Annotated in this window: 15 protein-coding genes and 1 other RNA gene; 8 read left to right on the top strand and 8 right to left on the bottom strand. The window is 43.0% G+C overall.

The annotated features are described in order from the left end of the window. Positions 1–36 precede the first annotated feature (36 nt). A complete protein-coding gene (locus BW947_RS03295; RefSeq protein WP_076497071.1) occupies positions 37–828 on the bottom strand; it encodes an SAM-dependent methyltransferase in 792 nt (263 codons plus the stop codon). A gap of 494 nt (positions 829–1,322) precedes the next feature. Here BW947_RS03295 and BW947_RS03300 point away from each other — a divergent pair, with 494 nt between their 5' ends. Beyond that, positions 1,323–1,814, top strand: coding sequence for an outer membrane protein assembly factor BamE (locus tag BW947_RS03300; RefSeq protein ID WP_107884014.1), 492 nt, complete (start codon positions 1,323–1,325; stop codon positions 1,812–1,814). Between the two features lie 153 nt (positions 1,815–1,967). On the opposite strand, the gene BW947_RS03305 is transcribed toward BW947_RS03300, so the two are convergent. Both BW947_RS03305 and BW947_RS03310 read right to left on the bottom strand, forming a co-directional pair. Beyond that, positions 1,968–2,303, bottom strand: coding sequence for an RnfH family protein (locus BW947_RS03305; protein WP_076496898.1), 336 nt, complete (start codon positions 2,301–2,303; stop codon positions 1,968–1,970). Beyond that, positions 2,293–2,730: a type II toxin-antitoxin system RatA family toxin gene (locus BW947_RS03310; RefSeq protein ID WP_076496899.1), complete on the bottom strand. Its 438-nt coding sequence runs from the start codon at positions 2,728–2,730 to the stop codon at positions 2,293–2,295. Before BW947_RS03310 ends, BW947_RS03305 begins: the two co-directional genes overlap by 11 nt. Before the next feature lie 283 nt (positions 2,731–3,013). Here BW947_RS03310 and smpB point away from each other — a divergent pair, with 283 nt between their 5' ends. Next, on the top strand, positions 3,014–3,505 hold the full coding sequence (gene smpB / locus BW947_RS03315; RefSeq protein ID WP_076496900.1) for an SsrA-binding protein SmpB: 492 nt from the start codon (positions 3,014–3,016) through the stop codon (positions 3,503–3,505). Positions 3,506–3,576: 71 nt separating this feature from the next. After that, positions 3,577–3,932: a transfer-messenger RNA gene (ssrA, locus tag BW947_RS03320) on the top strand. Between the two features lie 144 nt (positions 3,933–4,076). Here ssrA and BW947_RS03325 read toward each other — a convergent pair. Together BW947_RS03325 and BW947_RS03330 are read right to left on the bottom strand one after the other, a co-directional pair. Then, complete coding sequence (locus BW947_RS03325; protein ID WP_076497073.1) at positions 4,077–4,301, bottom strand: TIGR02922 family protein; 225 nt, start codon at positions 4,299–4,301, stop codon at positions 4,077–4,079. A gap of 305 nt (positions 4,302–4,606) precedes the next feature. Further along, positions 4,607–6,175, bottom strand: coding sequence for a methyl-accepting chemotaxis protein (locus BW947_RS03330; RefSeq protein WP_076496901.1), 1,569 nt, complete (start codon positions 6,173–6,175; stop codon positions 4,607–4,609). A 410-nt stretch (positions 6,176–6,585) separates the two neighbouring features. Between BW947_RS03330 and BW947_RS03335 the strand changes: the two genes are divergently transcribed. Continuing rightward, a complete protein-coding gene (locus BW947_RS03335) occupies positions 6,586–7,308 on the top strand; it encodes a YebC/PmpR family DNA-binding transcriptional regulator (protein ID WP_076496902.1) in 723 nt (240 codons plus the stop codon). Between the two features lie 227 nt (positions 7,309–7,535). On the opposite strand, the gene hpf is transcribed toward BW947_RS03335, so the two are convergent. Beyond that, complete coding sequence (hpf, locus tag BW947_RS03340; protein ID WP_076496903.1) at positions 7,536–7,892, bottom strand: ribosome hibernation-promoting factor, HPF/YfiA family; 357 nt, start codon at positions 7,890–7,892, stop codon at positions 7,536–7,538. An 820-nt stretch (positions 7,893–8,712) separates the two neighbouring features. Between hpf and BW947_RS03350 the strand changes: the two genes are divergently transcribed. From BW947_RS03350 to BW947_RS03365, 4 genes are all read left to right on the top strand, one after another. Further along, positions 8,713–9,087, top strand: a complete 375-nt coding sequence (locus BW947_RS03350) for a DUF3649 domain-containing protein (RefSeq protein ID WP_076496905.1) — start codon at positions 8,713–8,715, stop codon at positions 9,085–9,087. Between the two features lies 1 nt (position 9,088). Beyond that, positions 9,089–10,753 carry a PepSY-associated TM helix domain-containing protein gene (locus BW947_RS03355; protein WP_076496906.1) on the top strand — a complete coding sequence of 555 codons (1,665 nt, stop codon included), beginning with the start codon at positions 9,089–9,091 and terminating at the stop codon, positions 10,751–10,753. After that, entirely contained in the window at positions 10,750–11,100 is a 351-nt protein-coding gene (locus tag BW947_RS03360; RefSeq protein WP_076496907.1) for a DUF3325 domain-containing protein, read from the top strand. The genes BW947_RS03355 and BW947_RS03360 overlap by 4 nt, the downstream gene beginning before the upstream one ends. Positions 11,101–11,194: 94 nt before the next feature. Beyond that, on the top strand, positions 11,195–11,632 hold the full coding sequence (locus BW947_RS03365) for an OsmC family protein (protein WP_076496908.1): 438 nt from the start codon (positions 11,195–11,197) through the stop codon (positions 11,630–11,632). A 350-nt stretch (positions 11,633–11,982) separates the two neighbouring features. Here BW947_RS03365 and BW947_RS03370 read toward each other — a convergent pair whose 3' ends face one another. Continuing rightward, positions 11,983–15,267 (bottom strand): S41 family peptidase, encoded by a 3,285-nt coding sequence (locus BW947_RS03370; RefSeq protein ID WP_076496909.1) that lies wholly within the window; start codon positions 15,265–15,267, stop codon positions 11,983–11,985. Between the two features lie 333 nt (positions 15,268–15,600). Then, complete coding sequence (thrC, locus tag BW947_RS03375; protein ID WP_076496910.1) at positions 15,601–16,884, bottom strand: threonine synthase; 1,284 nt, start codon at positions 16,882–16,884, stop codon at positions 15,601–15,603. Positions 16,885–16,908: the final 24 nt, after the last annotated feature.

Here is a 16,908-nt window from a genome sequence, read left to right on the forward strand (position 1 = left end):
CTTACTATTAATAATGACTCTATATCGCACTACAATTTAGCCCAAATTTTCGGGGCCGATCCCTAACTTAGCCAAAATAGCATAATTGTATTCGAGCTTTTTTGCCGGAGGGATCAGCAAAGTACTGATTGGAGACAAGTGTGCCTTGGGTAACTCACTTAAAAGTAAATAATCAACTCTTGGCGCTTGAATCGGCAAATTTGCGGCTTCATACACGACCACTTGATGATCCATCGGATACCATTGGCTTAACTGCTCAACTAAAATCTGTAATCTATCCGTGGTCGTATGAAACTGCGTTAACGTATGTTCCCCCGCTATCGCAATCTGCCATAACAATAAATGCGTTGTTGGATCGGGTACATGGTTAAAAAACATAAACTGACTGGCTTCAAAACTTTGATGGCCCGAGTTGCCAGGATCGATACCTAAATCGGCCCATAAACAGGCTTCAGCTGATATTCCTGGCTCCATTTTTGCCGAAAACCCTTCTGCTTTAGCCTGTCGAATGGCTAAATGGGATACACAGGCAAATACACCTGGGTGACCATATAGTGCACATACAGTTTTTTTACCGGCTCGAACCGCTTCTAAAATAGCTGCCACCATTTCTACATAAGTATCACGACGATTCTTAACTTCCGTATTTTGAGCATAAAACTGCTGCAAATTAATGACATTCGGATTGATTTGCTGGATCCAGTGCTGCGAAAAACCATCAGGCAAGAGTGAAAACACAATATCCGCGTGTTCAATATAACTGCGACTCATCACATTTATCTGTCCTGCCAGCTGTAAACCTGTACCAACGCAAACTAAAGAACCCAAAATATCCATCCTTAATCAGTATCTAGACTCACCAAAACATGACGATAAAACACCAAAATTAAACATATCGGTAACTTTAATCTGATTTAAAGCGCATTACTATGCTTATCCGCTTGTGCCCGCTACTTTTTAACTATGTAGTTAATTCCTTCGCTTTAACAAAAAAACTATAAATAAAATTTATGACCTAACTTTATGACCTAACTTAGCTCTAGCTATATCTATAGGTATAGGTATAGGTATAGGTATAGGTATAGGTATAGGTATAGGTATAGGTAAAAATAACCTCAATTAGGGGTTACAAGCCACTCTCAACCATCGACCTCAAAGACGAGAAATAATAAATATCCTGTAAAAAAGAGAACTAAAGCCGACATAACGGGTCGAAAACTCACACAATTCTATCTATGACGGCAGCAAAGCCCAATTGCCCTTGTCATGAGGGGGAATGCTTGGGTATTATGGCCGCCAGATTTTCAGAAGTAGCGCATACAATGATCAATAAAAAGCAAAGTCTTACCCTGTTGAGCGCTGTAGCGCTCTCTGTTTCGCTCAGTGCCTGTAGCGTATTCGATTGGTTGATATATAAACCTGACATTCCACAAGGTAACTACATGGAACCGCAGCAAGTTGAAAAGTTGCGTATTGATATGACTAAGGAACAGGCCGAATACATCCTTGGGCGCCCTGTGTTACGTGATAGTTTTGCCAACGATACTTGGTATTATGTGTATCATTATAAAAGTGGCCGTGATGCGAGCATTGTTCATAAAGAACTTATTTTGCACTTTACAGGTGACAAACTCACTGCAGTGAACGGCGATTATGAGCTGAACAAAGAATTTAATACACCACTAGAACAAAGTAGTTTACCCACGAGTAATAAAACCGAGTTAGTGCCGCAGATCCCATTACAACGCCCTGATGAAAAACCATTAGTTCAAGAAAACGAAACTGAAGCACAAATAACAAAACCAATAAAGTAGTATCGCAGATTATGTAACTAGCCTAATTGAAAATGCGATAAAAAAGCACTCAACAATGAGTGCTTTTTAGTTATGTTTAAATCTTTCAGCTCACACTTTTTGATGATAAAGAGCACTGCCATTGCAGGGCTCTTTATTATTAGCGCTATAAACTCACGACTTACGCCCGCCCGTCACTTTATTTGCTCGGCCTTCATCCTTCGCTTTATCTGCCCGACGCCGACGAACATCTTTGGGATCGGCAATTAGAGGACGATAAATCTCAACCCTTTGCCCCGGTAAAATCTCTTGGTCATGCTTAACTACATTGCTAAATACACCTAATTTGACGGTATCCAAATCAATCTCAGGGAAAAAGCTGACTATGTTACTCAAACGTACTACCTCTATCGCAGAGGTACCGGGACTGACATTCACCGGAATAACTTTTTGCTGCGTGGGCAATGCATAAACGACATCGACCACAAACTTATCTGTTTCATTTGTCATTATAAATCACCTTAGCTCGGCTGGTAAAAGCGGTTACCATTGACATCATAAGATCATTAAACACTTTGCCAAAAGCCATATCGGCTAACGAGTTTGAAAACTCAAAACTCAACTCAAACTCTACTTTGCAGGCATCTTCAGTCAGTTCGGTAAAACGCCATTGCCCAAGTAAATGCTTAAAGGGTCCATTTTCTAACGTTAAATCAATACGCTTACCAGGAATGACCTGATTACGGGTTGTAAACGTCTTACGGATCCCTGCTTTGCTCACATCCACAGATGCCAGCATAGTCTGACCATCAAACTCGAGGACCTTGCCTCCTACACACCCTGGTAAAAACTCTTTATATGACTCAACATCGTTGACTAAGTTATACATTTGCATCGCACTAAAACGGACTAACACACTTCGAGAAATTTGCGGCATAGGACCTAGCACTCTTTACTAACGTATTCACGCAACCCTAATAAACTCAAAATACACTAAAAAAATCATGTGCATAAAAGAAGCAATTAAGGAAGCAATCGAAATTTGCTCAGATTTTATCACGATACACAAAAAACGCACCCCTTGCACGGCGCCGCGCAGTTAGCTCAATAACGATATTGCGTTCAAAAAAACAGCAACAACACGATGAAGCCTTGAAATTCACTAAATAAATCCTTATATCAATATCAAATTGATTCTCCGTGCGTATAATGGCGGCACTATGGTAAAGAAAAAATCAAGCAAAGCAGCGCCTGCGACTATCGCACGTAATAAGCGCGCAACCTTCGAATACCGTTTCGAAGAAAAAATGGAAGCTGGACTATCTCTTATGGGATGGGAAGTTAAATCTATTCGTATGGGTAAGGTAAACCTGTCCGACTGCTACGTATTTTTGAAAAATGGTGAAGCCTTCATGCATGGCTGTACCATTATTCCCCTAAATACAGCATCGACACATGTAATCTGCGACCCTTTACGTCTAAAAAAACTACTACTCAACCGTAAAGAACTCGATAAACTAGCAGGCTTAGTCGAGCGTCAAGGCTATTCCATCATTCCGATCTCAATGTACTGGCGTAAAGGTGCGTGGGTGAAAGTGGAAATAGGTCTGGGTAAAGGTAAAAAAGATCACGATAAACGCGAAGATACTAAAGCGCGTGAATGGGAAGTAGAAAAAGCCCGAGTGATGAAAAAAGAGAAAATGCACGGATAATGAACAAACGATTGAACTTGAAGTAAATGATGCTAGGTGATCATTAGACTACGGGTTACAATCAACGTCTTGGGGGCGATTCTGGATTCGACAGGATTCACGAAACCCTGGGAGCATGCCGAGGGGCGGTTGGCCTCGTAAAAAGCCGCACCGTTATAGTTGCAAACGACTCTAACTACTCTCTAGCAGCTTAGGCTAGCTAGCCATCTGACACATGTTTCTCAAATGGGCAGTGTATACAGATGGTCATATTACATTTGATAGCGAGGGAACTCTGTCCGGGGGTGAACCGCGAAATAGTACCGGACTCACCCAATGAAATCCTGTCTTTCGGAGTTTATTCGGGTTAACTAAAAGAGAGACTAAGCATGTAGCGCCTTGGATGTAGGTGTTCTGGACGCGGGTTCAAGTCCCGCCGCCTCCACCAAATAATATAAAGGACTGATTCCATTAAGGTTTCAGTCCTTTTTCTTATCTGAAATTTAACAAGCCTGAACGACCAAAATGTGCAATATATATCACTATTTTCAGATATAACGAGCTTGAAAGGTTAACCTACTCGTCTGAAAGATTATCCTATATTAGGCTGTGCAAAAACCCGTTCACCTAATGAGTTCAATATCTTACATTCGCCTTCGAGTACCGCGATAATTGATTTTCCCTTACGAAAACTTGCAGGTATCATCACGCGCCCCAACTCACTAATTGATAAACCATCGAGTACAGCATTGTGCATAATTAATCCTACAGGCGCGTCATAATATAAAACAGTTACAGTAGCTTGCTTTACTTGCATCATTTTAAACTCACATTAAGCAGCGTCAGCTGCGTTCTCAATCACCTAGCAAGAGCGCTCCTGCCCTTGTAGCTAACATAACCCCAAGACACCACCAAAAAACTAAGATATTACCTAGCCGTTTGACACACCGTTTCCGAACTATACGGCATAGTACTGTATATTTTGGATATTTAATCACTTTAACAAAAAGATGCCAAAACATGTCAATAATGTTACTTAAAAACTCGAAATGGATAATGGAGATAAATCAAAGTACTTTTATCAATGTAACGTAAGCGTCTTATACGCGAGTTATTCATCATTTATTTCGCTTTAAATCCCACTCTAAAACCGCCCCAGTGTTTTTTGTTAACAAAAATGGGAACAGATAGATCATGCATGACCTCGCCAGTATCACGTTTATAGGTTTGTAGTAATACAGGTTCTATATGACCGCCACAACGGATCCCAGTCGGATCATTAAAAAGGCGTTTAGTACGATTGTGCACTATATCGATATCAATTTTACCTGTCAGGGCTTGGCTAAAACGCTGATTATGTGTTGGGAAATAACCTTTTTTATCAACCGCTCCCGCATAAATAATTTCACTGTATTTTGCCAATATCGGTTCTTGGATAGCAGGAAAGTGCTGATCGGTATAACGATCGAATGCCGTGCTGTATTTTTGCGGATTTGTATTCGTAATGGGTTGGTATTGAGGATTAAAGAAATCGGATTCACTGAAAACCTTATTGACTAAACCCTGTAATAATATCGCACCACACGCTTGAGCGGCAGCATTAGCCAACTGTAAAACTTGCTGATCAAAAGTGTGCGTATCCCACTCAGAAAGCGCTCTAAAAATCCCTTCGGTAGTTAAAGACAAGGTAAATGCCTGCTCTGATACACTTAGGCTTTGTTTACCTGTGTTGGCTAAAGAGTCACGAATTTGCGTCACCGAACGGCTAATATCATTTGTGGTGTTGTTATATTGTTTGAATGAATCCTCCATATCCTCAAGGGCTTGAGCAGATTGCGTCACTGAAATTGAAATGTCGGTAAAGTGTTCATCCAACTCGCCCATAGCCGCAACCACATCGGCAGTTTGCGTCACGACTCTTTCCATTAATCCCGAGGTTTTATCCGTTTCGCTGCGGATTTCTAAGAGCATTTTACCAATATCTTGGGTCGCATCCGCCGTTTTACCCGCAAGACTACGTACTTCGTCAGCTACAACAGCAAAACCTCGCCCCTGTTCGCCGGCTCGTGCCGCTTCTATTGCAGCATTTAATGCTAAAAGGTTAGTTTGCTGTGCAACAGTATCTATCACTTCGGTAATTTTTTGGATTTGCTCAGCTCGTGATTTAAGTGTCTGTACTTGCTCTGCGGCAGTATCAATATCAACACTAAGGGAGCGGATCGCCGTAACACTTTTTTGCGCTTGGCTACGTCCTTGGACACTAACGCGCTCGGCTTCTTGTGCTTGAGCTAAAATATCAGCTGCATTGTCGCCAAGCTGTGCGGTAGTTTGGCTTAGTTGCCCTGCGGCGACGGCAATTGCACTGGCATGTTCACCGTTAGATTCTATCGATTTATTAAGTAAATCAATAAAGTGAGAAACCTCAGCTGAACCAATTGCGATTTTACTTGTTAGTATACTGATGTCATGGGCTGGGGCATTTTTATCTTTCAATGCCTTGCGATTGGCTTCATCCATGTCGAGCTCAATCTTCGATGAGCGCATCATGAGCCACATCACAATACCCGCGGCGATAATACCGACTAACAGGGCTTGCAAACTATCGGGAAGATTCAACCACGCTAATAATAAATGGCTAAGGGTAACAAGCACTAAACTGATGAATATTAAAATTTTATGCTGGATTTTCATGTTCTTCCCGTAGCAATAATAAGGTCAAGATGAAGAATGAATGCAAAGGGTCTAATCATTCAATAGAAGGCACTGCAACTAAGCGATAACAAGCCCTGTTAGGTTAGCTTGAATAAAAATACTATTCGTTTTTTAGTCTATTCCTCTGAATAAAGTAGATAATTTATTTATCCACATTCATAAAGCTAGCTCAAAACTATCATCAACCGTCTCACCGACGTATGGCGTGAGTCTACATTTATCGCAATGTGACCTTAATTGCTATTGAAATGTTACTTTTTGATAAAGCAAACTTCATGTTGAAATGCGCGCTATGTCGTCTTCTGCACAAGAAATCCTACCGGAACGGCTGCACATATGCCGAGAAAACTGCTAATATCGGCGCAATTTTTTGAGCTAACGAGATCAAGATGGGCAGAGCATATCAAAACAAGAAAGAATCCATGGCGAAAACAGCAGGTCAAAAAACCCGCATTTATTCACGCTACGGTAAAGAGATATACGTCGTTGCTAAACAAGGCGGCGTTGAACCTGATGGAAATTTATCACTACGCCGTTTGATTGAGCGCGCAAAGAAAGATCAAGTCCCAGCACACGTTATTGAGCGCGCAATTGAAAAAGCCAAAGGCAGTGGCGGTGAAGATTACGATACTGCCCGTTACGAAGGTTTTGGCCCTGGTAACTGTATGGTCATTGTTGACTGCTTAACCGATAACGTAAAACGTACCTTCACTGAAGTGCGTCAAGCCTTTGTGAAAAACGATGCCAAACTCGGTAGCCCAGGTACAGTCGGCCACATGTTTGATCATCAAGCCGTGTTCGTGTTTGCCGGCAATGACGAAGATGCGATTTTAGAACTGCTGATGATGGCTGACGTTGATGTAAGCGATGTTGAGCTGGAAGATGGCTTAATCACAGTTTATGCGCCGCACACTGAGTACTTTAAAGTTAAAACGGCACTCACTGATGCTATGCCAGATATCAACTTTGAATTCGACAACATCACCTTCGTACCGCAAGACATGGTAAAAGTTGAAGGTGAAGATGTCGCCATGTTTGAGAAGTTTATTGCCGCATTAGAAGATTGTGACGACGTACAAAACGTCTATCACAATGCAGAAATCGACGAGTAATATCACCAGGTGATACTCATTAAAACGTAGATTTTTAACAATGCCGTCCACTTAAGTTGGGCGGCATTTTTATTTATGTGATCGCCAACTGTGCAGAATAATATTGTGCATTAACTGACAGGAAAAATAATATTTGAATTTATTCATTGATGAAAAGCCAGTAATACAAAAAGGGCCGTTTAGGCCCTTTTTGGTGTTCATCTAAAATGATGAGTGATAACTAGAACCTAACGTAGATCCATTTCTTGAATAATTTCATGGGCGATAGCTGGTGTAGTACAACTTGGCTTTTCATGTAAATCGGCTTTCAGCTGTCCTTTACGATGTTTAAGTGCTGTATCAAGTTTTTTAGCTGCTGCTGCAATTGCAGGATACATCACTTGATCATTACCCGAAGCAGCAATACGTGCACCTTCATAATTGGTACGAATTTCAACTTGATACTCGCCATGTTCCTTCGAGATAATAATATCAAGTGCGACCAAAGAGGGAAAATGAGTGGCGATTTTAGCAAATTTATCGTTAACATCTTCTCTAACAGAATCAGTAACATCAACGTGGTGACCAGAAATATTTATTTTCATAGATTGTCCCTTTTAGTGTCATTACTTTTTTTTCGCTTCACTATTAGAGCTTGGGGCATGCAGGATAAAACACAAGCCTTATTCGTAAATATTTAGCTCAACACTGGTATTAGCACCTCCTAAATGTGACATCTATCAAGAAACTGCAACTACCACCCCCATTAAAACAACATTAAATGTCTAATTTTTAAACATTTAATTGTTTTTAGCATATTACAAATATTTAAATAACCTAAGAATAGTACGGTTATATTTACATTATACCAACCACATTAACTATCTAATCAGTTCAGAGCCTCACTGGTATTTCAATCCGAGGCGCATTGACGCAGAAATGGTTATTCCCTTTTAAGTCAATGCAACATGGGAGTGGGATGCCAGTGAGACCCAAAGGGCGGCAGATTTAACTGCATATACTGCGTTTAAGGCTTTCGACAGAGCACCACTATATGCCTTGTCTAAAGCGCGTTGAACTCCCGCCGAATGAACAGATAGTTAATATGATTGGTATTACCTCTTTGCTACTAAAACGCTTGAGTTACATGGGATGTTTCGTTTTGATACTCCCCCTAAGACTGACCTTGAATAAATTCGTGTTGAGCGAGTCGCCAAAGATCACATATTTACGCCTCAATCTAAATGATATCGTTTATCATTTGAGTTAACTGCGGTATACTTCTGCGATGAGCTATCCCTGATATAGCAATGCATTCGATCTTAAGCTGAGTTTTATGTCATTAAACAAAAAACTTAAAACACAATGAGCTGCAACGGATAACGGTAACAAATCCACATAGGCTAGAAATGAGAAGTGGCACTTATGTCTAATACATCCGCGTTTGAAACCTCAACGCAACCTTCTGCAGATCAAATACGCTCGTTTTCGCAGATTTCACGGCGAATTGTGCAATGGTTTAAACAAGAGCAATCAGTGTTTGCCTTTAAAGTATTTGCCCGCGCGAGCGCCGCCCTGTTGACGGGTTATATTGCGGCTGCGAGCTTGGCCTGCCTATTAACTGTCGTGTTACCGATGCCGAGATTAGAAAGCACGTTAACTGCCAATATGTTGTCATTTCTCTTTTATGCCGTTGCCATTATTTACGCCTTTTGTGTACGTAAGACTTGGCATGCGTGGCGAGATTTAGGCCTTGTTAGTTTATTCTTTTTTGGCTTGCTTCAAATATGTGGACAGTAGGATGAAAGAAACATTTTTCAGAACCTTATCGTGGTTACATACTTGGGCAGGTTTACTGGTGTGTTGGGTATTATTACTTATCTTTTTTGCGGGTAGTTTGAGCTATTTCCGCCATGAAATAACCCTATGGAATGAGCCCGAATTACATCAAGGTGTTTATCAGGACTATCAAGCTAATACCCTAGAAAACCAACTAGATAAAAACCAACAATATATAGAAACACATTCGCCAGCGGCGGTGCAGCGCTGGATGATAGATTTTCCGACTGAACGAAAACCCTTTCAAAGTGTTAGCTGGCAACTCCCGCCAGAAAAAGGCCAACGCCGTGGTAAAACTGAAGAACACGTGGCTTTAGCCGATGGCAGCAGCATGATCTCAGAGGTGCGCGAAAGTCGCGGCGGCAATTTCTTTTATCGTCTGCACTTTGACTTACACTATATGTCTGCTATCACTGCACGTTATATCGTCGGTGTTTGCACTATGTTTATGTTGATAGCCCTTATCAGCGGCATCGTTATCCATAAGCGGATTTTTAAAGATTTATTCAGTTTTAGGCGCGATAAAGGTACACGTTCTTGGTTAGATGCCCACAATGTGAGCTCTGTTATCGCTCTGCCCTACCATCTTATGATCACTTATACGGGGCTTATCACCCTAATGCTGATGTATATTCCATGGACAGTTAATACTGCCTATTCCGGTGACAACCAAGCCTTTTTAAAAGAGCTGAACCCCGCAAGACAAACTGAGAAAGCCGCAGGAATTAGTGCGCCACAAATGCAATTGAGCCAATTGCTACCGCAAGTAAAAGCCGCGTGGGGTGACACGCCGATTAAACAAGTCACGGTGTCATACCCTAAAGATCAAAATAGCCAAGTGACCTTTTACCAAAATACAGGTAAAGACGTGACCGACGAGGCCAATATTTTGATCTTTAACGGTGTTAATGGTGAACTCAAGTATGCCAGCCCGCACGATGCCTCGGGGGCATCAGCGACCTACGATACGATGATGTCATTGCACACTGCGCGTTTTGCAGCCCCACTATTAAGGATTTTATTCTTTTTCTGCGGATTATTGGGCTGCGCCATGATTGCAACCGGCACCTTAATGTGGGCTATTCGCATTCGTCAAAAACAGCAAAAAAGACTGGATAAAGGCGACAAGCCGAGCTTGGGATTACGTTTAGTTGAAGGACTAAACTTTATGTTTATCTTGGGGTTGCCTTTAGGTACCGTAGCCTTCTTTTATGCTAATCGGTTATTAGCAACCCACTTCTCTGGCCGCTCTGAATGGGAAATTCACAGTTTCTTTATCGCGTTAGTGGCAATGGGAGTATGGGCTTTTTGGGGGCGTTCACGTCGTCAATGGCAGATGGCATTAATACTCATAGGAAGCTTGTATTGTGCACTACCAGTGCTCAATGCTTTTACCTCACCGAGTAATCTCATCGACAATATCCAATCTCACCAATGGCCTTTAGTTGGATTTGACCTGCTCGCCGTTATATTTGGCTGCGCGATGTTATTTGCCAGCAACCGATTAACATTGATAGCAAAATCCCCAGTCGCAAGACCCGCGTTGAATAAAACACATGTAAAGGCGGATAAGACGCGCCGCAGCGAATTAACCTCGCAGTCTTCATTGGAGGAAGCCAAATCATGATGCCAGAATTTATGCCCATAGTGGGGATATTAGGCTTGAGTTATCTCTCGCTTGCCCTATTCGCTTTAGCTAAATTTGGTCATTTTAAAGATGTATTCAATCGCCCACCAGCACAGTGGCAGAGCTATCTGCTCACTCTGTTTGCTTGGTTATTACTGGCGTTTAGCCTAAGTGCCTGCGTGAGCGATCAAGGTTGGGCCTATGGGAGTATTTTGTTTATGGGGATCATCTCCCTCGCGGCAATGTTAGTGATTTTAACCTTAAGTTTTAGCCCACGTTATTTACCCATATGGATAGTCACAAGCAGTGTATTAACAAGCACTTTACTATTTGCATCAGGGATATAACGCATCTGACATACCCAGCTAAGGGGGGCAGATCATAGCTATGTGATCACCGCTAGGCTATAGTGCCATCAAGTCTTTCAGATAGGAGAAAATCATGGGCTTTAAGTTAATGGTCAACTGGCAAACTTCACCTGCCGAAGAAGGCGAATTTTGCCGAGACCACAGCATTACTTTTGGCAGCGGCCAGACCATTCAGGCCTCTGCTGCGCCCGATTACAAAGGTAATGCGCAGAATGTTAATCCTGAGGAAAGTTTATTAGCCACGTTATCCTCATGCCATATGCTCACATTTCTGACTATTGCTCACCTTAAACGCTTAAATGTGACGTCCTATATAGATAACGCAACCGCAGAGCTTGGGAAAAATGAAGCAGGTAAACTCGCCATTATTAAAATGGTACTCAATCCTAAAATAGTTTTTGCTGACGGGATTAACGTTGATCACGAAACACTAGAAAAGATCCACGAAAAGGCCCATGCAAACTGTTTTATTGCCAATACGTTAGCTACGGATATTCAAATTAAGTTTTAGCGTTAAACATTATCTTTACGGCCTGCTTGAGGTATTCCTAAGCAGGCTTTTTTATTGCCCAACGCTAATCTTTCGCAAGACGGCTAGGCCATCTAAATGCGACAAAAAATATCATTACAACTGGATAATGTTTAAGCCTGAGTCAAATAACGGCACATAAAAGACGAGAGTATGCGCTGATTGTAAGCATGCAGTACAACAACGGGGATGAGTAAGATAATGAATGGACATAAAAATGGGTGTTGTCTCGGGAACTAAGAGACAACACCCTAACTTTGTACGCGGCTATATTAACTGCGATATCTTAAATTTCAGTTAAATCTCGGTTTAATTCTAAATATAAATATCGATTACTTAGCTTTAATATCCTGCGCCATGCCTTTTGCGGGCAGCGGTTGCGCTTTTAAAGCGGGAATAGGTTGCTTGACTAATTCATCTTTTAAATAGCTTATCGCAGCTTCAAGTTGGGCATCTTTACCGTTAAAGGTGGCAAACGGCAGGTTATCGACTTCAATATCTGGCGTTACGCCATGCCCTTCGAGCACCCAGCGGCCATCCATTGCATACTGTGGATACTCGGCCACCCGCGCCATACCTTTATCGGTCAAAGTATTACGTCCAGATAGCCACACACCCGCTCCTGCTGTTTGTTTACCAATTAACGGCGCAATGCCGAGCGCTTTAATCCCCGCGGCGAAGGTTTCGCCATCGGAATAGGTTAGCTCATCGGTTAATACCACTAAATGACCGTGGAAGGTTTGCTGCATATTGGTGTAAGCAGCACCGTGAGTCGGTTGCCAGAAAGCCCACGCTCGGCGTAATAATTTTTCGATAATCCAACTGTCGATATTGCCACCACGGTTACGGCGCACATCGATAATTAAGCCATCTTTATCATAATTGGTATAAAACTCACGGGCGAAACTTTCAATATCACCGCCGCCCATAGCATATAAGTGCAAATAGCCAATCTTGCTCTTACTCGCATCCTCAACCACTGCGGCGTTATGGCTCACCCAATCTTGGTAACGTAACTGGCTATCCACCGTAGCACTAACTGGCATGACGATGGTTTTATGTGTTTGGCTACCGCGTTTTAGCTGTAGCAATACTTGCTTGTCCTGTTGATTACGTAAAAGGCGCGTAACATCAGCCACATTCGCTACTGGCGTGCCATTAATGGCTAACAACATATCGCCTGCTTTGGCATCGACTTCGATACGATTTAACGGTGAAGCATTGGCGGGTAATTCAGGATCGTTACTGTAAATATGCGCAATGTTAACGCCATCTACTGTTTGTTGTAGACGTGCGCCTAAACTTGCCGTTTTAGCGGCATCGGGATCCTGTGGTAAATCCCCGCCACGCACCTGCGAGTGTAAAGAATCTAACTCGCCCATCATTTGCATAAAAATATCATTCAGCTCATTGCGGTCGGTTAGGCGGTCGAGCAAAGGTTGGTACTTAGCTTTAGTCGCTTGCCAATCAAGGCCGCGCATCTTTTTATCAAAGAAAGATTCCTTATGCATTAACCAAGCATCTTCAAACATTTGTTGCCATTCAAGCGAAGGAGAAATCGCTAATTGCCATTGCTGCGTTCGCACTTTGGCATTATCCGTATCACCCAACTTATCGCCACCATCGACAATCAGTAGCGCCTTGTCATCACTATGTTTACGCAGCATCAGCTTTTTACCGTTGGCAGAAACTGCGTAATGACCCACATCCTCTGCAAACACTTCGGCCTTAGGGCTCAAGGGATCAAATTCAATGGTCATTAAACTCGGCTCGGTGTCATCACCCATCGCTTGGTCAAGCACATAAAGCCTACCATCAACAGCGCGAAGCTCACTGTAATTACCTGAATCAACAGGCACTTGCCATAAGCGCTGCGAAATATCCGCCCAATCGATGGTTAGTGGATTAGCTTTATCTTTAGCTGCGGTTTTGTCAGTTTCGCTCACGCTGAGCTCATTAGGTTTACTAAAGGGGAATTTGGCATTGTTAACTAAGGCAATAGCAAATATTTGGCTGCGTTTATCAAATACGGGTCCCATGTTTCTGTCGCCCCAAGGCGAGCTTGGTGTTGCACTAAATTGGCGATTTGACAGGAAATAGAGCCACTGCCCATCGCGACTAAAGGTGGGTGAATAGGATTCATACTTGTCGCTAGTCAGTGTCTCGGCCTTATTCTCATCCACGGAATAAAGAACAATTTGCGGTCTTTGCTTACCGATTTCTGACTTGGTTAATGCAATAAAACGGCTATCACCAGACCAGCGGATATCGGCATAAGGCCCAAGTCCCTCACCGTTAGTGATGATTTTTTGGTTAGTATTTTTCTTTAAGTCCAGTAGCCAAACGTTGCCATCGTTATCGTCGTGGGCGATAAACCGACCGTCTTGTGACAGGTTAAGGCTCATTCTTAAAGTATGGCCGTCTTTCGTCAACTGTTTAGCACCACTGCTGCCATCGGCGGGGAATTGCCAAATCTCTTGCTGACCCGTCATGTCGCTAATGGCATAAACAGATTTGCCATCTTGGCTCAAAATAGCTTCTCTAACACGATAAGTCCCTGGCAGCGCAACTTGTACTAAGCGCGAGCCATCAATCCCCGCTATGGCGATATGGCTGCGAGCAGTAATCACAACTTTATCGCCAGCAAGTGCCAAATCGGTAGAGGACGCGTAATCCATAGGATCTTTCACCCAATGCTCACGGCGCTGGGCAAAATCAGAGAGGAGCTCGATATTAAGTAACGAGTCTTTAGCAGAAGTAATATCAAATACATGAATATCTGCGCCCTGCTGAAATACCACTTTACCTTTATCCATTCGCGCGCTGCGGACTTGCCAATCTTTAAATTGGGTCAACTGTTTTGCGTCTGAACCATCGAGCGCCATCGACCACAGGTTATCGTTACCATCGCTGTCGCTGATAAAATAGAGTCTGTCCTGCCACAGCATAGGCTGACGTACAGAACCGTCGTGTTGACCGCTAAGTAGCTGTGCTTCGGTTTTACTGCCGAGTTTAAAACGCCATAATTCGCCTTTTGCGCCACCACGGTACACTTTGGCATTATCCCCCGTCACTTGCAGGCCAAAACGGGTGAAATACACGTAATCGTTGTTGTCATCAATCACACCTTCGACCGCATCGGCTAAAGGCAAATCAGTGGTCGTCAGGGTTTTAGGATCAACACTGCGCAGCATCCAATTATTGGCAGGGCCAAAGCCACTGTCGGTAGAATATAAAATGTCGCCTTTGGCCGTAAAGCCTTGCACCCGCACACGGCTATTCTCAAAACTTACTCGCTTGGCTACGCCGCCCGTAACAGGGATCACATACACTTCGCTCGCGCCTTCATAATTGGCTACATAAGCCACCCACTTACCATCGGCAGAAATACTGGCACCGAGCTCTTCTGCGGGCAAACTGGTTAAGCGAGTCGCGGCCTTTTGACCTAAGGTCTGAGTCCATAAATCACCTTCTGCGGTAAAGACTAAGGTTTGGTCGTGCAAGGCTGGCGCGCGGTAATACCCTTGATTGCTAGCGGTATCAGCCGCGATGGCTGGTACTGCGCTTAACGTGCCTAGGGCAAGCATACAGCTGGCAACGGAATAGCGAAGTTTCATGTATGACCTCTATCTAATTGTTATTTTTAATGTGCTTATTTTTGATGATGGACTATTTTATGACGCACGATTTATAGGTGATAGGCCAAAGTATATACAGCTATGCTTGCCCTATTTTGTATCCAAACTAGCAGAATTGAGCCCAAAGTTCAGTAACCTTGTGTAAGAGAAGTTTTAGCAAATGTGTCATCCATTTTATCAATACAGATCAAGTAGATAAAAAATGAGAAGATAAAATAAACCCGCTGGTTTCGCTTGCATTGTCATCGGGTAATAAAAAAGGGAGCTTAGCTCCCTTAACATATAATCCCCATGCCCATTATGATTTGATATTTAAGATAATATCTTAAATAGGTGGGTTTTTAATGCCGCAAAATCAGCTGGTAACTCTGCCGATAATATCGGTTTATTCGCAACGGCGGCCAATTCTGCAGGCAAAGGTAAACTCAGGCTAAGCTCGCGATCGACTACATCTTTAAACTTTGCGGGATGTGCCGTCCCTAAAAATATGCCCACTTCGTCAGGCAATAGAGTTAACGACAAGGCTTTAGCTGCAATTGCGGCATGGGGCTCAGATACATAGCCTTGTGCGTATAACTCAGCTAGCGCCTGTGAAGTTTGCTCCTCCGACAAGCGAATACCGACTAAGTCACTCAATGGCCAACCTAATTTTTCACAAATTGCCTCCACTCGCGGCCAGTTACTTGGCTCACTGACATCCATCGCATTAGACATCGTCGCTTGGGTTTGATTTGGCTGCCACTGGCCATTAGCTAAATAGCGCGGCACAGTATCGTTAGCATTGGTCGCGGCGATAAAACGTTTAACCGGTAATCCCATCGCTTTAGCAAATAAACCCGCGGTGAGGTTACCAAAATTACCACTGGGTACAGCAATCACCGGTTCGGCATCGTGACGCTGCTTAGACTGAGCAACCGCTTCAAAGTAGTAACAAATTTGTGCAAGCAATCGACTAATGTTGATAGAGTTAGCGGAGTTCAAGCTCAAACCATCACGAACATCGGCATCATCGAAGGCGCGTTTCACTAAATCTTGGCAGGCATCAAAATCGGACGAAACAGCGACTGTGTGAATATTCTTACCCAAAGTCGTGAACATCTTTTCCTGTAGCTCGCTGATCTTACCCTTAGGATAAAGCACGACGACATTAACCTTCTCAAGCCCATAAAAGGCATCGGCAACCGCGGCGCCAGTGTCGCCCGATGTTGCAGTAAGAATGGTTAAGCGTGTGTCACCCACAAAAGTATTAACGCACTGCGCCATAAAACGCGCACCAAAATCTTTAAATGCCAACGTTGGACCATGGAACAATTCAAGGCAAGCACGCTGCTCGTCAACAGTAACCAAAGGTAAATCAAAGTTAAAGGCGCGCTCAACCAATTTATCGACCGCATCTTGCCCTAACTCTGAGGCAAGCCATGCCCCGAGCACTTTTTTACTGCGCTCAACAAATGGCAGCGCCAGTAACCCTTCAATATCGTCTAAGACCGGTATTTGGGTTGGAAAAAATAAACCTCTGTCTTTACCTAACCCTAATTGCACCGCTTCTTTAAAGCTCACTTTTTGTGTAGGATGTTTTAAATTATATAGTTCCATGCTCACTCAACCTTTTGATGCTAA

The sequence above is a fragment of the Shewanella morhuae genome (assembly GCF_900156405.1).
In the GTDB taxonomy this organism is placed as follows: domain Bacteria; phylum Pseudomonadota; class Gammaproteobacteria; order Enterobacterales; family Shewanellaceae; genus Shewanella; species Shewanella morhuae.